The 20361-nt window shown below is 36.7% G+C and carries 19 protein-coding genes; 9 read left to right on the plus strand and 10 right to left on the minus strand.

Annotation, left to right across the window (positions count from 1 at the left end):
• Nucleotides 1-51: 51 nt before the first annotated feature.
• From AC13DP_RS05275 to AC13DP_RS05285, 3 genes are all read right to left on the minus strand, one after another.
• Nucleotides 52-1464, minus strand: a complete 1413-nt coding sequence (locus AC13DP_RS05275) for an OmpA family protein (protein WP_013069783.1) — start codon at nt 1462-1464, stop codon at nt 52-54.
• Between the two features lie 178 nt (nt 1465-1642).
• On the minus strand, nt 1643-2839 hold the full coding sequence (gene kbl, locus AC13DP_RS05280) for a glycine C-acetyltransferase (protein WP_013069784.1): 1197 nt from the start codon (nt 2837-2839) through the stop codon (nt 1643-1645).
• A gap of 43 nt (nt 2840-2882) precedes the next feature.
• Complete coding sequence (locus AC13DP_RS05285) at nt 2883-6005, minus strand: UvrD-helicase domain-containing protein (RefSeq protein WP_483067407.1); 3123 nt, start codon at nt 6003-6005, stop codon at nt 2883-2885.
• Between the two features lie 252 nt (nt 6006-6257).
• Between AC13DP_RS05285 and AC13DP_RS05290 the strand changes: the two genes are divergently transcribed.
• Nucleotides 6258-6866, plus strand: a complete 609-nt coding sequence (locus AC13DP_RS05290) for a superoxide dismutase (RefSeq protein ID WP_013069786.1) — start codon at nt 6258-6260, stop codon at nt 6864-6866.
• 278 nt (nt 6867-7144) lie between these two features.
• Here the strand turns inward: AC13DP_RS05290 and AC13DP_RS05295 are convergent, their stop codons facing one another.
• The 4 genes from AC13DP_RS05295 to purN form a co-directional block, all read right to left on the minus strand.
• Complete coding sequence (locus tag AC13DP_RS05295) at nt 7145-9043, minus strand: amidophosphoribosyltransferase (protein WP_013069787.1); 1899 nt, start codon at nt 9041-9043, stop codon at nt 7145-7147.
• A gap of 129 nt (nt 9044-9172) precedes the next feature.
• A complete protein-coding gene (locus tag AC13DP_RS05300; protein ID WP_041578504.1) occupies nt 9173-10096 on the minus strand; it encodes a PfkB family carbohydrate kinase in 924 nt (307 codons plus the stop codon).
• Between the two features lie 83 nt (nt 10097-10179).
• Nucleotides 10180-10641, minus strand: a complete 462-nt coding sequence (rnhA, locus tag AC13DP_RS05305) for a ribonuclease HI (RefSeq protein ID WP_339813869.1) — start codon at nt 10639-10641, stop codon at nt 10180-10182.
• A 3-nt stretch (nt 10642-10644) separates the two neighbouring features.
• On the minus strand, nt 10645-11244 hold the full coding sequence (gene purN, locus AC13DP_RS05310) for a phosphoribosylglycinamide formyltransferase (RefSeq protein ID WP_228250824.1): 600 nt from the start codon (nt 11242-11244) through the stop codon (nt 10645-10647).
• Between the two features lie 147 nt (nt 11245-11391).
• Between purN and AC13DP_RS05315 the strand changes: the two genes are divergently transcribed.
• The 5 genes from AC13DP_RS05315 (at nt 11392) to pyk (ending at nt 15671) form a co-directional block, all read left to right on the plus strand.
• The gene (locus tag AC13DP_RS05315; protein WP_013069791.1) at nt 11392-11628 is read left to right on the plus strand and encodes an acyl carrier protein; all 237 of its coding nucleotides are present in this window, start codon (nt 11392-11394) and stop codon (nt 11626-11628) included.
• A 15-nt stretch (nt 11629-11643) separates the two neighbouring features.
• The gene (fabF, locus tag AC13DP_RS05320) at nt 11644-12897 is read left to right on the plus strand and encodes a beta-ketoacyl-ACP synthase II (RefSeq protein ID WP_228250825.1); all 1254 of its coding nucleotides are present in this window, start codon (nt 11644-11646) and stop codon (nt 12895-12897) included.
• 6 nt (nt 12898-12903) lie between these two features.
• A complete protein-coding gene (rnc, locus tag AC13DP_RS05325) occupies nt 12904-13635 on the plus strand; it encodes a ribonuclease III (protein ID WP_041578507.1) in 732 nt (243 codons plus the stop codon).
• Nucleotides 13636-13752: 117 nt separating this feature from the next.
• Nucleotides 13753-14241 carry an IPExxxVDY family protein gene (locus tag AC13DP_RS05330; RefSeq protein ID WP_013069794.1) on the plus strand — a complete coding sequence of 163 codons (489 nt, stop codon included), beginning with the start codon at nt 13753-13755 and terminating at the stop codon, nt 14239-14241.
• Nucleotides 14241-15671 (plus strand): pyruvate kinase, encoded by a 1431-nt coding sequence (pyk, locus tag AC13DP_RS05335; RefSeq protein WP_013069795.1) that lies wholly within the window; start codon nt 14241-14243, stop codon nt 15669-15671. Before AC13DP_RS05330 ends, pyk begins: the two co-directional genes overlap by 1 nt.
• Before the next feature lie 95 nt (nt 15672-15766).
• Here pyk and dinB read toward each other — a convergent pair whose 3' ends face one another.
• The gene (gene dinB / locus AC13DP_RS05340; RefSeq protein ID WP_041578508.1) at nt 15767-16855 is read right to left on the minus strand and encodes a DNA polymerase IV; all 1089 of its coding nucleotides are present in this window, start codon (nt 16853-16855) and stop codon (nt 15767-15769) included.
• A 96-nt stretch (nt 16856-16951) separates the two neighbouring features.
• Here dinB and AC13DP_RS05345 point away from each other — a divergent pair, with 96 nt between their 5' ends.
• The 3 genes from AC13DP_RS05345 to AC13DP_RS05355 are packed head-to-tail and all read left to right on the plus strand — an operon-like array spanning nt 16952 to nt 18565.
• Nucleotides 16952-17626 carry an NAD(P)H-binding protein gene (locus AC13DP_RS05345; protein WP_013069797.1) on the plus strand — a complete coding sequence of 225 codons (675 nt, stop codon included), beginning with the start codon at nt 16952-16954 and terminating at the stop codon, nt 17624-17626.
• Nucleotides 17613-18080 (plus strand): CYTH domain-containing protein, encoded by a 468-nt coding sequence (locus AC13DP_RS05350; RefSeq protein WP_013069798.1) that lies wholly within the window; start codon nt 17613-17615, stop codon nt 18078-18080. Before AC13DP_RS05345 ends, AC13DP_RS05350 begins: the two co-directional genes overlap by 14 nt.
• 17 nt (nt 18081-18097) lie before the next feature.
• Nucleotides 18098-18565, plus strand: a complete 468-nt coding sequence (locus AC13DP_RS05355; RefSeq protein WP_013069799.1) for a YciI family protein — start codon at nt 18098-18100, stop codon at nt 18563-18565.
• Here AC13DP_RS05355 and trxA read toward each other — a convergent pair.
• Both trxA and AC13DP_RS05365 read right to left on the minus strand, forming a co-directional pair.
• Nucleotides 18562-18858 (minus strand): thioredoxin, encoded by a 297-nt coding sequence (trxA, locus tag AC13DP_RS05360; RefSeq protein WP_013069800.1) that lies wholly within the window; start codon nt 18856-18858, stop codon nt 18562-18564. The two genes, AC13DP_RS05355 and trxA, sit on opposite strands and share 4 nt — an antisense overlap.
• Before the next feature lie 143 nt (nt 18859-19001).
• On the minus strand, nt 19002-20114 hold the full coding sequence (locus tag AC13DP_RS05365) for an adenylate/guanylate cyclase domain-containing protein (protein ID WP_013069802.1): 1113 nt from the start codon (nt 20112-20114) through the stop codon (nt 19002-19004).
• Nucleotides 20115-20361 lie beyond the last annotated feature (247 nt).

Consider the following 20361-nt stretch of genomic DNA (forward strand, 5'->3'; position numbering starts at 1 on the left):
AAACGCGCTGAGCATTCAGCGCGTTTTTAAAAGATATTATGATTCTTAAGATTACATGTTTGAATCTTTCATTTCTTTATCTTTATCCAAAGAGATTTCAACTCTTCTGTTTTCTTGTCTACCAGCTTCAGTACTGTTTGTTGCGATAGGTCTAGATTCTCCGTAACCTTCAGATGTTAATCTGTTAGCGGGAATTCCTCCATCTACAAGAAATTGTCTTACCGATGCAGCTCTTTCCTTAGATAATTTAAGGTTGTACTCATCACTACCAACGCTATCTGTGTGTCCACCAATATGGAATACAGTGTTTGGATATTCTTCCATAATCTCAATGATAGAATTTAAAGCTTTTTCAGACTCAGATCTAATTGTAGCTTTATTGAAATCGAAAAGTACGGTATTCGAGTATTCGTTTAGTTCATTAATAACCTCTACAGTAGGCTCTGGACAACCGTTATTTGCCACAGTACCGGCAACCTCAGGACAATCATCTTCAGGATCTATTACGCCGTCACCATCTGTATCTTCGTAAGGACATCCGTTATTTTCTTCAGGACCTGCTTCTTCAGGACATTCGTCTTCGTTATCAGGGATTCCATCACCATCGGCATCAGGACATCCGTTTAGTTCAGCTAAACCTGGAGTTTCAGGACAGTCATCTTCAGGGTCTGGAACACCATCACCATCAGTATCAGGACATCCGTTAAATTCAGCTAAACCTGCTTCATTAGGACAATCGTCCATAGAATCCTGGATTCCATCACCATCTGAGTCAGGACATCCATTAAATTCTGGAAGACCTGGCGTTTCAGGACATTCATCGTTTTTATCGTAGATTCCATCACCATCAGTATCAGTTCCACCAAACATAAATTTAAGACCTGCACTATGTTGGAAATGTTGTCCCATTTCAGGTTCAAAAGCATGCTTATATTTAGACTCTACAAAAATTGCTAAATTATCTGTAAACCAGAAATTGATCCCTAAGCTACCATTTAAGGTAGGAGCGTCTAAGTTTTCAAGGTCATCAGCATCCTGATTACCAATCCAGGTGTAACCACCACCAATACCCACAACAGGATCAAACCATCCATCGTTAAGCATTGCTCTTAAAGAGTAGTTAATCGAACCATCTACGGAATAGTAAGAAAGATCATCTACAGCTCTGTCCCCAAAATCACTAATTTGGTTAATAGAACCGTCGATTTCTGCAACTAACCCGGCACCAATATATCTACCAACAGTAAGTTGAGAAACAGAAGGTAATATGTTCCAGTGGTCACCCGCATTAAAATATTCATCAAAAAAACCATTACTTAATGGAGCACCATTATTAGTAGGATAAAAATCCACGGCATTTGTACCGATGCTTAGCGCCCATGGGTTGTTTTCGTCCTGCGCACTAGCAGAACTTATACCCAACACGATCATCGATAATACAATTAATCTAGAAAGATGTTTCATATCAATAGTTTAATTTTAAGTGTTAATTGGTACAAAATTAGTCGGTGTTCCCACAGTTCCAAAGTTTGCGATAATAAAGTTTTCTTAATAATGTTCGAATTATGACAAGTTCATTTTGAAAATTTGTTATAGTTTTACAGGTTTATTAAGAATTTGTTTTATAATTCATAAAGATAAGTTAATCAATAACCCCCAATTCCTTTCCGATTTTGGTAAAAGCCTTAATAGCTTGATCCAGGTGTTCCTTTTTATGCGCAGCAGATAACTGCACTCTAATTCGTGCTTTTTCCTTGGGAACTACGGGATAAAAGAAACCTATTACATAAATACCTTCTTCCAAAAGTTTGTCGGCCATATCCTGTGATAGTTTTGCATCATAGAGCATTACCGGAACAATAGCAGCATCACCGTCAATAATATCAAAACCGGCATCTTTAATACCTTGTTTAAAATATTTAGTGTTTTCTTTAAGTTTATTTCTCAGACTGTCATCTTTTTCTAACATTTCAAAAACTTTTAAAGAAGCTCCAACGATAGATGGTGCCAAAGAGTTTGAAAATAGATAAGGGCGAGAGCGTTGTCTTAATAGTTCTATAATCTCTTTTTTTGCTGTAGTATAACCGCCCATAGCACCGCCAAGTGCTTTACCTAATGTTCCTGTAATGATGTCTACGCGGCTTAGTACATCTTTTTCTTCTAAGGTACCTATTCCTTTTTCTCCGATAAATCCTGTAGCATGGCATTCGTCGATCATTACTAGGGCATCATATTTATCGGCCAGATCACAAATTTCATCTAAAGGAGCTACAAGTCCATCCATAGAGAACACACCATCAGTTACGATCAGTTTAAAACGGGCACCGTTTTCATTGGCAGCTTTAAGTTGCGCTTCAAGATCTGCCATGTCTCCGTTTTGATAACGATAACGTGCAGCTTTGCAGAGGCGAACTCCGTCTATAATCGAAGCGTGATTTAAGGAATCAGAGATAATAGCATCTTCCTTAGTTAGCAAGGGCTCGAAAATTCCACCATTTGCGTCAAAACAAGCGGCGTAAAGAATAGTATCTTCAGTTCCATAGAAATCGGCAATTTTTTGTTCTAATTCTTTATGGATATCCTGCGTGCCACAAATAAAACGGACGCTGGACATTCCAAACCCATGCGTATCCATCGTGTCTTTAGCGGCCTGGATAACCTCGGGATGAGAAGAAAGTCCCAGGTAATTATTGGCGCAAAAGTTAATCACTTCCTGCCCGGTATTGATTTTAATGACAGCGTCTTGCGGGCTCGTGATAATACGTTCTCTTTTAAACAATCCGTTGTCTTTTATTTCTTCTATTTCTTTTTGAAGGTGTTCTTTAATAGATCCGTACATAATAGTTAGGTGATTTTTGTTTTTTCAAAATTAAGTATCTCTTTTATACAAACCGAAGGGAAATCGCTTTGTTTGTATAAACGAGGATTTTTTTATCGATTTGGTATCCCATATTGGAAAGCGTTTCGCCATAGTTATTGATCTGGCGTTCATGTTTTGTATCAAACGCCCCAGTTTTATAATCGATGATGCTTACCAAATGCTCTTTAAAGTTTAATCGGTCTGGGCGTAATCGTTCGCCACTTTTAGTAATAATCTCTCTTTCGTTATCATTTTTTACGGTTTCAGAAAAATAAACTTCCAGCTCTGGATGGGTAATGATACTATTCAGTATATTTTCAATGGTCTCAGAAACTTCTTCAGTAATAATTCCGTTAGCGATCGCATTTTTTAATACCGGTTTTAGATCTTTTTCGGTATTAATTTCTGCCAATAGGTCATGGATGATTTCCCCTTTTTCGATAGCTTCCTGTTGTTTGGTATCCCATAAGCTACCTGATCGCGTGACGATATTTACAGCATGGTTTTGTGTGGCTGAAGAATAAAAATGTTGCAGGGTGATCCCCAGGTTTTCTATCTCTTTGGAAGTTGGCGGTTCCATTTCTCCAAATTCGTAACTTTTTTGCTCATCTTTCCAAAGCTTATTCTGTTTTAGATAACCGATGAGTAGGCCTGAAGTTTTTGATGCACTTTCGTTGCCGTTTCTATCCAGATCGAGTTTCGATAAGATATAGAGTTGTTTTACCGGACGTGTACAGGCTACATATAGCACGTTAAGTGTATCCAATTCATTTTGAAAAAGTAATTGTGTGTACAAAGCATCGGGAATTTCGCCCCAATTTTCCATTTTAGAGGAAGCGTTAATATAGCTTACGGGAATATCGTTTAGATGTTCATCGTTGGGTACCCAAAGCGAATCTTTACGGGTGTCTTTAAAGTCGGAATTCGCAAAAGGATAGATCACGATAGGGAATTCCAGACCCTTTGCTTTATGGATGGTCATGATGGTCACCGCGTTTTCCTGTTGCGGAGCTATAATACTGAGCTTATCGTTTTCCTGCTCCCAGATTTCTAAAAATCCCTGAATCCCTTCGGTATCTTTTTGTGTGGTTTCGTAAACGAAATCCAGGAAAAACTGGATGTAGGCGTTAGAATCTTTTACCAGACCAAAACTTCTAATTATGTATTCGCAGCTTTCGTAAACCGAATATTCATTTAAAAAATCCAGATTAAAATCGAATTCAAATTCCTGTAACCAAGTAAAAAAGTTGTTGCCGTTCTCTTTTATTTTTTCTGAAATTACCGCATGTGGATCTTTAAGTGATAATAAATATTCCTGAATAAAAGCGAAAATGGATAATTTAAGCTCGTTATTTTCAGGAGTGATCGAGAACTTTAAAAGGTTGCATATAAAGTGAACTTTAGGTGATCTTGAAATCAATAAGGTTTCAGATGAAACCACATCGATTTCCTTTTCATTTAAGGCGGATGCAATAGCCACGCCTTCAGATTTTCTTCTGGTAAGAATACAAATGTCGGATCGTTTAAAACCTTTAGTATTGAGATTGTTTATGATTTCGATTACTTTTTCAGGATAAACCTCCTGTTCTTCCTCACGATTTTCAGCTTCAATAAAACTGATATTTACATAGCCCGAACCAGATTTTTTAGGATTTTGGGCACTTTGTTTAAATAAATTGCTGTATTGAGGATGACCAAGAAAGTCGGCCGCATACCCAAAAAAGCGGTTATTGAAATTCACAATTTCAGCAGCACTTCTATAATTATCGGGCAAATTATAAACCTGTTTCTGGATCTGAAAAGGATTGCCCTCGTTACTTAAATCAATAAACTGTTCAGCTTTACCGCCACGCCATCGATAAATCGATTGTTTGGCGTCACCTACCAGCATCAAACTGGAGTTTTCGTTAGGTAAAGATTCCATAGAGAGTTTATTGTCGATAAGTGGGATTAAGTTTTCCCATTGCATTTGCGAGGTATCCTGAAATTCGTCTATAAAATAATTCTGATAGCGCTCGCCCAACCGCTCGTAAATAAAAGGTGCCGGTTGATCTTTAACCTGCGCGCTAATCATGGGGTTAAATTCTGAAATCAGTAAAATTTGACGTTCTTCTTTAATTTCCTGGATTTCCCGATTTAAGGCGTTTAATAAAGAAAGTTGCGTGAGGCGTTTACCAATTTCAGTATAAAATTCTAAGCTAAAAAATAGTTTTTTTGTGTGAATGAATAAATCCAAAATTTGAGGCTGAATAGCCTCGCCAAGTGCCATTTTACCTTTTTTAAGAGGTAAAATGCCTTCATTTTCCATTTTTTCTACCCACTTAGAGCTGAAGTTTGGAGATTCGTTGGCTCTAAGCTTTAAAAAATGCTTAGGTAGATATTGTCCGCTAAAATCTGTAGCATCAATGCCGCTATTAGTAATCAACTCAAAAAATTGATCTGCTTTTTGTGCAATTTCTGCCTGATTATTTGTGATTTGTTGTTTTAGTTTTTTTCTAAAGATTTCAAAATCTTGCAGGGTTTTTGGCTGCAATTGTTGTAGATAAAATTGATTGTTTTCATTTACGAGAAGTTTGGCAATTTCCAGCAGATCTCTACCAATATCCCAACTTTTATCATCGTCGGCTTTGCTTAGGGAAAAATCGACCAGCACTTTGGTGAGTTTTTCGTCTTTTCCAGTACGGTTTATTAATCGGTCTACTGCTTCATTCAGGATCTTATCGGTATCCAGCTCAACTTCAAAATTTACGGGTAATCCAAGGTCTTTAGCAAAAGTGCGCAATACACGATGTGTGAAGCCATCGATCGTAGAAACTTCGAAAGCTGCATAATTATGGATAATATTCTTTAAAATCGCTACTGATTTTTCCTGAATTTCTTCCTTGGAATGAGCTGTTTCTTTAGCTACAGCCTCTAAGAGCGCTTTAGAACTTTCTGGAACGGGCTTTTTTGTAAATGCATAAAGACTTTCTACAATACGCGTTTTCATCTCGTGAACCGCCTTATTTGTAAAGGTAATCGCTAGGATATTTTTATAAGTATCGGTTTTCCCTGATTTAAAAAGTAAGCTTAAATAAGATTTTACCAGGGTAAAGGTTTTCCCTGATCCTGCCGAAGCGTTGTATATAGTGAAGTTATTAGCCAAAATTGTGAGTAAATTACCTTAGAGCAAGCTCATGAGGTATGTATTAGAAAAATATCTTTTTATTTTGAGACAAGCCTCTGGGCATTTAATCTCGATTATTGAGTAAAAAAATGAGATTTAAAGGTAAGGTAAAATTGATTTTATAAAAGCATAAGCTTTTAAGTATATTATAACATTTAAATGTTTCCATTGCACGGGTTAATACTTAAATTTGAGTGAATTTATTACTAATCGCTAAAAAAATATAAGACTATGGCATTTGCGTTACCAGAGCTTAAATACGCATTCGATGCGTTAGAGCCACATATAGATGCAAAAACAATGGAAATTCACCATGATAAACATCATGCTGGATATACTACAAAATTGAATAATGCAATCGAAGGGACTGATCTTGAAGGTAAAACTATCGAGAATATCCTTAAAAATCTAGACTTATCTAATAGCGCTGTTCGAAATAACGGTGGTGGTTTTTATAATCACTCCTTATTTTGGGAAGTGATGTCTCCAGACGGAGGAGGGAAGCCAGAAGGTGAATTAGCAGAGGCTATTGATACTGCTTTTGGTTCTTTTGATGCTTTTAAAGAAGAATTTTCTAATGCTGCAGCCGGCCAGTTTGGATCGGGTTGGGCATGGTTATGTGTTCACGATGGTGGAAAATTAGAAATCTGCTCTACGCCAAATCAGGATAATCCATTGATGCCTGAAGTAGGTTGTGGCGGGACTCCGATATTAGGATTAGATGTTTGGGAGCATGCTTACTACCTAAACTATCAGAATAAGCGTCCGGCTTACATCGATGCATTCTTTAATGTGATTGATTGGAAAGAAGTAGCAAGTCGCTATGCAAAAGAAAAATAGTTAAGTAATTAATTGTTAAAGTTTGAAAGGGGCTGTTCGTAAGAACGGCCTTTTTTGATTTTTATAGTTTTGAAGGAATAATTTCTAAATTATAGAATTTCGAAATTTAAGAAAGTATAGAAAATAAAAAAGGTGGATTGTTATCCACCTTTTTTGCCCCAAATCTACCATGAACTTAACCTACTTAAATTTTATGGCAAGACTAATATAGATATAATGTCTGTTCGTTTAAAAACTTTTAGATGAAAGACTTATAAAAATAGTTGAAATACACACTTTTAATATGCTCTGTCTTTATTTCCTTCAAAAAAGTTAATATATGCCCTGTTTACAACTCGGTTACCACCAGGGGTTGGATAGTCTCCGGTAAAATACCAGTCCCCAAGGTTTTTAGGGCAGGCTTTATGCAAATTATCTACCGATTGATAAATCACTTTTACACTGGCCTCTACAGTTGGCTCACTTAAAAGCTCTGATATCTTTGCTGAAATCTGCTCGTCTGTAAATGGTTCGTAAATCTCTTTTACAAAATTTTGTACGTCTTTATCTTTTAGGTTTACCTGTTGTTTACATTTTTCATAAACCTCTTCAACCAATTTGTAATTGTTGTCGTCTTTTAGTAATTCTAAAGCTGCCCTAAAAGCAACAAGATCTTCCAGGCGTGCCATATCAATTCCGTAGCAATCGGGATAGCGAATTTGCGGAGCCGAAGAAACCACCACAATTTGTTTTGGATTAAGACGATCCATCATTTTGATGATACTTTTCTTGAGGGTTGTACCTCTTACAATACTATCATCTATAATTACCAGGTTATCTTCTTTTTTGATCACACCATAAGTCACGTCATATACATGGGCTACAAGATCATCACGGCTGCTGTCCTCTGTAATAAAAGTTCGTAGTTTTACGTCTTTTATTGCAATCTTTTCTGTTCTTAGACGGTGAGCCAGGATTTCCTGTAAACGTTCATCAGTTAAGGTGTCTTTTTCCGCTAAAATCGCTTCGTTCTTTTGCCGGCTTAATTCGTCCTGGGCGGCTTCTACCATTCCGTAGAAAGAAGTTTCGGCGGTGTTCGGTATAAAAGAAAATACCGTATTTATGGTGTCATAGTTAATGGCCTTAAGAACCTCAGGCATTAATAATCTCCCTAACATTTTCCGTTCTTTGTAAATTTCAGCATCACTTCCCCTAGAGAAATAAATACGCTCAAAAGAGCATGCTTTTCGCTCTAAAGGTTCAATGATTTTGGTGATCGAAACATTACCGTTCTTTTTGGTAATAATGGCATGGCCAGGATCTAATTCTTTAATGTCTTCAAAATTTAAATTGAAGACAGTTTGTATTACGGGGCGTTCTGAAGCTACGACAACTACCTCGTCATCTTTGTAATAATAGCAGGGGCGAATTCCTGAAGGATCGCGAAGTACGAAAGAATCGCCATGTCCCATAAGTCCGGCCATCGCATAACCGCCGTCCCAGTCCTTAGAAGACTTTTTAAGGATTTTGGCAACGTTAAGCTGTTCTGCAATATGGGGAGAGGCCTGTTGTTTGGTATAGCCTTCTTTCTTTAGTTTTTTGTATAACTTTCTAACTTCAGAATCTAAGAAATGACCAATTTTTTCCATTATGGTCACCGTATCTGCCTTTTCTTTTGGATGTTGCCCAAGTTCTACCAGGTTGTTAAAAAGCTGGTTTACATTGGTCATATTAAAGTTTCCCGCAACAATAAGGTTACGGTGCATCCAGTTGTTTTGCCTTAAGAAAGGATGAACACTTTCAATACTGTTTTTCCCAAAAGTACCATAACGAACGTGCCCCAGAAAAAGTTCTCCTAAATAAGGGATCTTTCTTTTTTGAAGCGCAACATCATCGGCATATTCAGGATGCTCTTTCATCTCGTCATTAATACGCTGATTTATCTGCTCAAAAATATCCTGAATTGGCTGCGATTGGTTAGAACGAATCCTGCTTATATAACGCTCGCCAGGTTGTACATTAAGTTTTATACTTGCAAAACCAGCACCATCCTGCCCGCGGTTGTGTTGTTTTTCCATTAGCAGGTACATTTTATTTACGCCGTAAAAAGCGGTACCGTATTTTTCTTTGTAATATTCAAGTGGTTTTAACAGTCTAACCTGTGCAATTCCACACTCGTGTTTAATGGCGTCACTCATAGTTGTATTGTTGCTCCTTGTGGGATTTGTTTACTCGATAACCGAGATTAAAATATTAATATATACTAAGCGATATCCTTACTTTTATCTTAGTAACAAAAAAGCCCTGAAATTACAGGGCGTGTTTCTTTATTTTAGTGCTATTTTGAACTGTGTGAGTTTTTTAAATTCTTCCAGCCGCATATTTATATCTTCCTTCGACAGGTTTTTCATGCGCTCGGTTCCAAATTTCTCTACGCAAAACGAAGCGAGATTTGAACCATAAATTATCGCATTTTTTAAATTTTCGAAAGAAATATCATCTGTGTGAGCTAAATAACCAATAAAACCACCAGCAAATGTATCTCCTGCTCCGGTTGGATCAAAAACTTCTTCTAAAGGTAAAGCAGGAGCAAAGAATACTTTTTCTTTATGGAAAAGTAAGGCACCGTGCTCTCCTTTCTTAATAACCACATATTCTGGTCCCATTTTTTCAATCTCACGGGCAGCTTTTACTAATGAATATTCTCCGGAAAGTTGTCTAGCTTCTTCATCATTAATAGTAATAACATCTACTTTAGCGATTACCTTTTTCAAATCTTCCAGGGTATTGTCCATCCAAAAGTTCATGGTGTCTAATACCACAAGTTTTGGATTTTTTACCTGATCCAGTACACTTAGTTGTACTAAAGGATGCAAGTTTCCAAGCATCACATATTCAGCGTCTTTATAGACTTCAGGAACTACCGGGTTAAAATCTGCAAGCACATTAAGTTGCGTGTCTAAGGTGTCTCTGGAATTTAAATCGTTATGATATCTGCCGCTCCAAAAAAATGTCTTTCCATTTTCAACAATTTCGATACCGTCTATATTGATGTTTTTTGAAGAAAGAAGATCCAGATATTTTTGAGGGAAGTCACCGCCAACTACAGAGACTATTGCACTATCTACATTAAAGTTTGCGGCCGAGAGGCCAATGTAAGTTCCTGCACCACCAAGAATTTTATCGGTTTTTCCAAAAGGAGTTTCGATAGCATCAAAGGCTACAGTTCCTACAATAACTAGTTTGCTCATAATTGCATTCAAAAATTATGCTGCAAATATACGGTTTGTTTTTCAAGCTGTAAACCAAAAGTTAAATTAGACGATGAGGACGGTTAATTTTTAAAGCCTGTATCTTCTAATAATTCTTTTTCTTTGGAGGCTTTAACGGCCAGCGCATCACATCTTTCGTTTTGAGGGTGGTTGTTATGTCCTTTAATCCAGGTAAATACAATTTGATGTTTTCTGTACTCTTGTAAGAAATCTTTCCATAAATCGGCATTCTTACGGTCTTTAAAGTTTTTTTTCTCCCATCCAAAAACCCATTTTTTTTCTACAGCATCGGCTACGTATTTAGAATCGGTAAACACTCTGATATTAAGATTAGGTTTTTTAAGTTTTTTAAGCGCTTCGATTACCGCTAAAAGTTCCATACGGTTATTGGTGGTATGCTTAAAGCCCTGAGCAAATTCTTTCTTATAAGATTTGCCTACCCATTCCATCACTATGCCATAACCGCCCGGGCCGGGATTGCCCCTGGCAGCTCCATCAGTATAAATTCGAACTTGTTCCTGCAATGTTTAGGAGTCTTTTTGAAGTAATTTTTCGATCACCAAAGGAAAATGATGATGTTCTAATTCATTAATTTTAGAAGCTAAACTTTCAGGCGAGTCATGTGTTTCTATAATAGTTTTAGCCTGAAAGATATGCTCTCCTTCATCATAGTGTTCATTAACAAAATGAATGGTAATACCACTTTCTTTCTCTTTGTTGGTAATAATTGCTTCATGAACGCGCATCCCATACATTCCTTTTCCTCCATAGTTAGGTAATAGGGCAGGATGAACATTTATAATACGGTTTGGAAAATTTTCGATAATATTTTTAGGCACCATCCATAAGAAGCCTGCCAGTACAATAAGATCTGGATCTATATCTTTTAAAACATGCAGGACATCGTTGGAATGATAAAAAGCATCTCTATCAAAGTATAATGCCTGTACATCTAAATCGTAAGCGCGGCGTAAAACTCTTGCGTTTCTTTTGTTCGAGAAGACCGCTGCTACCTTAATATTTTTTGAATTTTCGAAATGACGTATAATATTTTCGGTATTTGATCCTGATCCCGAAGCAAATATTACGATTTTTCTTACATTATAATTAGTTGGTTGATCGCTCAAAACAAGGCTATTAACAATTATTAGGATATAAAGTTAACCTCTTTCATCGAAAAATATGTAAATTACCTTCACATTTTTAAAGTAAAAATCGGTTTTAAAATAAAGTTTTTTATTTTTGCCACCTAATCAAAATTAAAATAAAATATTATGTCTGACATTGCATCAAGAGTAAAAGCGATTATCGTTGACAAATTAGGTGTTGATGAGAACGAAGTTGTTAATGAAGCAAGCTTCACCAACGACTTAGGTGCTGATTCATTAGATACTGTGGAATTAATCATGGAATTTGAAAAAGAATTCGATATCCAAATTCCAGACGACCAGGCTGAAAATATCGCAACAGTAGGTCAAGCAATTTCTTATATTGAAGACGCGAAAAAATAAATTTAAAAGATCCATATGGAGTTAAAGCGAGTTGTAATAACGGGCTTGGGTGCCCTTACCCCAATCGGTAACAATATTAGCGAATATTGGGACGGCTTGGTTAATGGTAAAAGTGGTAGCGGCCCTATTACGCATTTCGACCCCGAAAAGTTCAAAACAAAATTCGCTTGTGAACTCAAAAATTTTAATCCATTAGACTACTTCGACAGGAAAGAAGCTAGGAAGTTGGATAAGTTTACCCAATATGCCATGGTAGCCTCTGATGAGGCTATCGCAGATTCCGGGATAGACCTGGACGCGGTAGATAAATACCGCGTAGGTGTAATCTGGGGTGCCGGAATTGGCGGATTGGAAACCTTCCAAAACGAAATGCTTAATTTCGCGGCGGGAGATGGTACTCCAAGATTTAATCCTTTCTTCATTCCTAAAATGATCGCTGATATTGCCCCTGGTAATATCTCTATTAAACATGGTTTTATGGGAGCGAACTACACTACGGTGTCAGCCTGTGCTTCTTCAGCCAATGCAATGATAGACGCATTAAATAATATCCGTTTAGGATATAGCGATGTGATAGTTTCAGGAGGATCAGAGGCCGCTGTTACTATTGCCGGAATGGGAGGATTTAATGCCATGCATGCGCTTTCTACAAGAAATGAAAGTCCTGAAACTGCATCCAGACCATTTGATGCAACCCGTGATGGCTTCGTTCTAGGTGAAGGTGCCGGCGCGCTTATATTGGAAGAGTATGAGCATGCAAAAGCAAGGGGTGCCAAAATTTATGCAGAAGTAATTGGTGGAGGTCTTTCCTCAGATGCATATCACATGACGGCGCCACATCCAGATGGAAATGGGGTAGTAAGAGTGATGGAAAACTGTCTAAGAAATGCCGGTATTAAGCCTGAAGATGTGGATGCTATTAATACGCATGGAACATCTACTCCTCTGGGAGATGTGGCCGAACTAAAGGCGATTACGAAAGTTTTTGGAGATCACGCGAAGAATATTAATATCAACTCAACAAAATCGATGACAGGTCACCTTCTTGGTGCTGCTGGTGCGATTGAAGGAATAGCGAGTGTAATGGCCATGCAACATGGTATTGTGCCGCCGACCATTAATCACGAAAATGTTGATGAAAATATTGATCCTTCGTTAAACTTAACCCTTAATAAAGCTCAGAAACGAGAAATGAATATCGTTATGAGTAATACTTTTGGGTTTGGCGGGCACAATGCCTGCGTAGCATTTAAAAAATTAACTGAGTAACTCTTAATGAGTGTTATTCGCAACATATTAAATTCCCGTTCTTCAAAAGGCGGGAATTTTTTTAATACACTGCACAAATTATTAGGTTTTCGACCTAAAGACCTTTCGGTTTACGAGAGGGCTTTTACCCATAGGTCATTAAATGTGAAGGATCCATCAGGGAATCCTATAAACTATGAACGTCTGGAATTTTTAGGGGATGCTATGTTGGGCTCTGTAATAGCCTCACATCTTTATCAGGAAGTACCAGAGGGTGACGAGGGATATCTTACCAAAATGCGTTCTAAAATTGTAAGTAGAAAGCATCTTAACGAATTGGGTAAAGATCTAAACCTTATTAGATTTGTGAAATCTAATATTCCCAACGACCAGTTTGGTGTAAATATTCACGGAAATATCTTTGAAGCACTTGTAGGGGCCATCTATCTTGATAGAGGATATAAGTACTGTAACCGGTTTATTTATAACCGGGTTATCGAACCTTATGTTGATATTGAGACCTTAGAAGGTCGTGTAATAAGCTACAAAAGTCTTTTAATAGAGTGGTGCCAAAAACAAAAAAAAGAATTTAATTATCAGGTTTACGAAGATACGGGTAGGGACGAGCTTAAGCATTTTGCTGTTAAATTGTGGATTGATAAAAAGGTGATTGCCAAAGCAAGGGCGACCTCTAAAAAGAAAGCCGAGGAGAAAGCTTCAAAAAGGGCGTATTATGCACTTCAAAATAAAATGAATTAATTTTTGCCATATTCTCTATAGCTATAACGATTTCGTGAAAAAACATGAAAAATTAATCAATTTAAATCTTTATTTTTGTCATCGATATTTTATCTTTATCGATAAAGTGGATTTAGCATGCAAGCACATAAAATGTTGCTGGATGAGGTTGAAGAAGTTGACTTTAAATTAATTGCGATTTACGCAAATTTAGAGCCTTATAAAATGGCTTTTCTGCTAAACCGTTTTTTGAATTTAAAATTGATGCGAAGTCGTTTTGATGTCGATTTTAATCATAAAGATGTCCAGGCAATGTATGCTTTATTTACGTACAAAGACCTTGCGAATTATAGAGATTATTATCTTGTTAGTAACAAATTTAAAGGTAAAGCCAGAAAAATATTAAATGCTGGATCTCTGTTTTTGGAAGAGGAGGTGAGGCCTTTAGAGGTTAATTTAATTCCTCAATATAAAAAAGTCGATTTTTTTTTGAAAATAGAAGAAAATATAGAAGATCAGCAGGTTCATCAGTTGGTGAATCTTATTGGTCGTATTCCCCAGGTACAGGCTGCGTACAAGATCCATGTAGATCAATTAAAATCCAAACAAAATCTAATATTTGAATAATGCCAACAAATAAGAAGACAAAAATAGTTGCCACTTTAGGACCGGCAACAAGTTCCAAAGACACCTTAAAAGAAATGCTCCAGGCAGGAGTAAATGTTTTCAGAATTAATTTTTCTCACGCTAATTATGAGGATGTTAGAGAGCGTGTACAGATGATAAGGGATCTTAATGAGGAAGAAGGTTTTACCGCCGCAATTTTAGCCGATTTACAAGGGCCTAAGTTGCGTGTAGGAACCATGAAGGAAGATGTGGTTGTTGCACAAGGTGACGAAATTGTTTTTGCAACAGGAGAGCGTTTTGAAGGTTCTAAAGAGCGAGTTTATATGAATTACGATGCTTTTCCCAGAGATGTAAATGAAGGGGAGCGAATTCTGTTAGACGACGGTAAATTGATTTTTGAGGTTGTTAGCACAAATAGAGAGAACGAAGTTGTAGCCAAAGTTATCCAGGGCGGGCCTTTAAAATCTAAAAAAGGGGTAAACCTTCCTAACACTAATATTTCTTTACCTGCACTTACAGAAAAAGATGTAAAGGATGCCGAATTTGCCTGTAAATTAGAGGTGGATTGGATTGCTTTATCTTTCGTGAGACATGAGAAAGATATTATAGAACTTCAGGATTTAATTAAGGAGCATACAGATTATAAAATTCCGATTATTGCTAAAATCGAGAAACCTGAAGGTGTAGAGAATATCGAAAAGATTGTAGCTTATTGTGATGGTTTAATGGTAGCTCGTGGAGATTTGGGAGTTGAAATTCCGGCTCAGGAAGTACCGTTAATTCAGAAAAAATTAGTTCTGGTTGCTAAGAAAGCCCGTATTCCGGTAATTATTGCTACCCAAATGATGGAAACAATGATTACCAGTTTAACCCCAACCAGAGCAGAAGTAAACGATGTTGCAAACTCGGTTATGGATGGTGCAGATGCGGTAATGCTTAGTGGGGAAACTTCAGTGGGGCAATATCCTGTACAGGTGATCCAAAAAATGGCTTCTATTTTAAGAAGTGTGGAGAATTCACCATTAATTAAAGTTCCACACGATCCGCCACATGTTCGCACTAAAAGATATATTACTAAATCTGTTTGTTTTCATGCCGCGCATATGGCCAATGAAATTAAAGCAAAAGCAATTTGTACTTTAACCAATAGTGGGTATACTGCTTTTCAGATTTCAGCATGGCGTCCAGAAAGTCATATTTTAGTATTTACTCATAATAAAAGAATCCTTAACCGTCTAAGTTTACTTTGGGGTGTGAAGGCTTTTTATTACGATAAGTATAGCACTACAGACGAAACTATTGATGATATTAATAATATTGCAAAATCTGGTGGTTTTGTAACGCAAGGCGATTTTACTATTAATCTTGCAGCCATGCCAATCTCTTCTAAAGGAATGGTAAACACGCTTAGAGTTTCTGAAATAGAGTAATGCCCAAACAATTTTTATAAAAGAACTAACCCCGGATTTTCGATTCGGGGTTTTTTTATGCGTGTATATCAAGAATGGCTATTGAAGATTAGGCTCTAAAAATCGAATTTAAGTTGTACGGCAACTTCTTTCTTTTCCTCCTTGGTTTTTACAGAAGGGCTATCGGTATTTAAATTGGATAGTGATATTCCCAGGAGGCGTACTGAGTCTTTCATTTTCTCTTGATAGAGTAATTCTTTAGCCATCTCCAGAATCAACTCTTTGCTGGAGATAAAATAAGAAATAGTTTTACTACGGGTTTGTAGCGTGAAATCACTATACTTTATTTTTAAGGTTACTGTTTTGCCGGCAACTTTGCTTTTTTGTAGACGACGCTCTATTTCTTCGGCAATATTGGTAAGTTTTTCAAGCATAAAAATTTCCGAAGAAATATTTTCACTAAAAGTGCGCTCGGCACCAAGGGATTTTCGCATTCGGTTTGGTTTTACTTCACTTTCATGTATTCCTCTAACGACATTATAATAATATGGTCCGTGTTTACCAAAGTGATCTGCAAGATATGCTTCAGATTTCGATTTCAGATCTTTCCCCGTAAAAATTCCCAGGCGGTACATTTTTTCAGCGGTAACTTTCCCAACACCATAAAATTTCCTGATTTCCAGCTGCTCTAGAAAATCCAGAACTTCTTCAGGGTTTACGGTTTTTTGTCCGTTAGGCTTATTTATATCACTGGCAACTTTTGCAATAAACTTATTTACAGAAATCCCTGCAGAAGCATTTAGACCTGTTTTTTGCTTTATTTTTTCACGAATTTCCCTGGCAATCATCGTAGCGCTGGGATTCCCTTTTTTATTTTCGGTAACATCCAGATACGCTTCGTCTAATGAAAGGGGCTCTACCAAATCTGTATACTCAAAAAAGATGCTTCTGATTTGTTGTGAAATTTCGCGATAGCGATCAAAACGTGCTTTCACAAAAATTATATCAGGACAATTTCTTTTAGCAATGACGCTGCTCATTGCGCTTCTAACTCCAAATTTTCTAGCTTCATAACTGGCAGCACTTACCACTCCGCGTTGGGAGCTGCCACCCACAGCAATAGGCTTACCGCGTAATTCGGGGTTATCCAGCTGTTCTACTGAAGCGTAAAACGCATCCATGTCGATATGAATTATCTTGCGCATTGTCACGATACTGCAAATTTAATGCTAAAAGCATGCAACCTGAAAGTACAGTCAGCTAATTTGATTATATTTAATAAGACGATCTAAACTTGCATTATGGAGAAGACGGCCATTGTTTTGGGAGCGACCGGACTAACAGGACGACATTTGGTAGAAGAACTTTTAAAAAATGAAAATTATACTAAAGTATCTTTATTTTCCAGAAGTAAATTAGGAAAAGTACATGCAAAGTTGGAAGAGCACCTTATCGATGTGTTGAAGTTAGAAAGTCATAAAGAAGCTTTTAAAGCTCATGATGTATTTTGTTGTATAGGCACTACAAAAGCTAAGACGCCCGATAAAGAGAAATATAAAAAGATCGATTATGGAATCCCGGTCACTGCTGCAAAGCTGGCAGCAAAAAATGGTGCAGAATGTTTCGTGGTGATCTCGGCTATGGGAGCCGATGCCAATAGTCGTATTTTTTACAATCGAATCAAAGGGGAAATGGAGCAGGATGTCATGGTTGCAAATATCCCGAATATTTATATTTTCAGGCCGGCATTAATAGTGGGAGATCGAGAAGAGAAACGTATTTTTGAGAAAGTCGCCACGCATGCTTTTAAATTATTTAATTTTATGCTTGTAGGGAATCTAAAAAAATATCGATCTGTTAGATGTGAGAATATTGCCAAAGCGATGATGCATGTCGCAAACTTTTGGTATTCAGATTCCATAATAAAATCAAATAAAATAAACGAACTCGCAGCAAAATACGATGGTAGAAATTGAAAGGAAGTTTTTAGTTAAAAATGAAGATTTTAAAGCAGAATTTTATCAAAAGAACCGCATTACACAAGGTTTTTTAAATACAGATCCACTGCGTACCGTTCGTATAAGAATTAAGGATGAAACTGCCTTCCTTACCGTAAAAGGAAAAAATAATGAAGCAGGATTAAGCCGTTTTGAATGGGAAAAAGAAATCGATAAAACGGAAGCTGAAGCACTTTTAAAACTTTGCGAGCCTGGAATGATCGATAAAGCCCGGTTTTTAGTGAAATCTGCCAGTCATATTTTTGAAGTAGATGAGTTTTATGGTGAAAACGAAGGCTTGATCGTTGCTGAAGTTGAGTTAGCATCTGAAACTGAAAATTTTGAAAAACCGAAATGGCTAGGGCAGGAAGTTACCGGAGATCCAAAATATTACAATTCCCAACTGAGTAAAAATCCGTATAAATCATGGTAAAATGTTTTCGATTTTTGATGATTTTGAGCCTCATTTTTATTTCATGTCATACAGATAAATCAACTTCTGCTGAAGAAGATAAAGAGGAAAAGGAAGATAAGATTTCTGCAGAAGAAATGTCAAAACATTTACAGGAAGATGGTTTTAAAAGCTTTACTTATAAAGAAGGCGACACCACTTACTTAATGCAACAATATTATATGGTTTTTTTGAAAACTGGGCCAAATCGGGATCAGGATTCGCTTAGTTTAGCAAAATTACAACAGCAGCATATGGCGCATTTAGAACGAATGGGTAATGAGGGTTATGCCAGTTTAATTGGCCCATTTGAAGATAGCAGCGATATAAAAGGAATTGCCGTTTATAATACCAGAACACTAAAAGAAGCCGACAGTTTAGCCAACTTGGATCCTATGGTAAAAGCGGGACGATTAACTATAGAAGTTCATCCCTGGTGGACGGCAAAAGGCAATAAATTAAATTAAGCCTTAGATTTAATAATATTGATAATATCCTGCTTTTGTATAACACCAGATTGGCGCCAAAGTTGAGCTCCATTTTTAAACAGCATCATGGTTGGGACACCCCTTACCTGGTATTTTGCCGCAAGTTGCTGATTTTTATCTACATCGATTTTAATGATCTTGATATTTTCACCAAGTTCGGTCTTTACTTCTTTTAGAATTGGCGCTAAAGTTTTGCATGGACCGCACCAATCGGCATAAAAATCGATTAAAACAGGATTTTCGTCTGCGATGATATCTCCAAAAGTGCTCATATTATTTGTTTTACGTGGTGGTTTATCATTGCTGAAATTTCATAAAATACCGCAATATTTTTTTACAATTTTAATGCTTCAGCTTTACGTAAATTTAGGAAATTCAGAAGAAAATTAAAATGCAATCCTGTTAAGTGTTCGGCTTATTTTTCAGCAACACAAAAAACATCTACACTCATTTCTCTTCCTTCCAGTTTTTGTGGCCCTAAAGGTTTAACAATGAAGTTTTCGCCAATTTTAGGATTCTCGTTTACCTTGCCAGAGATAAGGATCAATTTATCATAGGTTTTGCATAATCCCTCTATCCTTGAAGCCACATTTAAAGTATCTCCATGATAAGCAATTTCACGTTTAATATCACCAACTTCTACTGCAGTAACCAAGCCTTGATGGGCACCGGCTTTAAAAACAGGAACGTGATCGTAGGCCCTTAAATAATGCTCTTTTTTATGCTGAAATCGTTTATGTACGGCGTAGAAAAATTCGATCGCTAAAGAAGAATCAAAGCATCTAAGTGGCCAGCTTACTACAATTTCGTCACCTACGTATTGATAGATCTGGGCATTATATTTTTTTACCATTTGATTAATGTCCATAAAGCTTTCCTGGATAAAAGCACTATATCGCAAATGCCCAAGCTTTTCGGCTAGTTGTGTCGAATCCTTAAGATCCAAAAACATAAATAATCTATTCTCTTCAGCTGGATAACGGAACTTACCAAGTAAAAAAGGTAAGATAAGACCTGGCCCAAATTTATTGGTCATCTGATTAATAAAACTCAGCACCAAGGTCATAAATAGCGTATAACTTAAGATGATTACGTTATAATACTCCCAATTCATCCTAATGATATGCTCGGTATATTGATTTAAAAACGTACCGCTAATAAATTCTATAACAATATATCGTAATAGAAAAATTATCGACGTGAGCACCGTAAAATAGAGTACACCACCCACCAGAATATTAAAACCTAACGAGCGATTTCTAAACATATAATTTTTAAGAAAATGGTCGATGATCCCTAAAGCTAAACCCAACAATGCACCAAGGCTAAGAAACAGGGTAAGCACGCCAGAAATAGAAATATCTGTAGGTCTTCCCATGGCCTGTAACACAGACAATGCGGTGAAATGTATAATTAAAAACAATAATCCATAAGCAAAGATCCAGAAGATGATCTGTTTAATGATCTTGGTTACAAACGGATATTGGTTAGAAAAGCTATAGAAATTTACAGCGTAATATTTTCCCATAAGCTTTAGAGTTTTTGTTCGAAAAGTTTGTGATGATCGATGAAAAAAATTGGATAAACAAAAGTATAACTTTTAGACGCATTGATTTTAATTATAAGCGAAATAATAGGACTATCTCATAAACTGTGTAAATAGAAAAATAACAGGGGTCGCGACCCCTGTTATTTTTTTTGTCTAATTTTAAATTTTACACAGTATGAAAAAAGAAGATTTATTTAGCGATGAATTTTTAAAGCAGTTCAAAAGT

The sequence above is a fragment of the Zunongwangia sp. L-65 genome, from assembly GCF_056859415.1.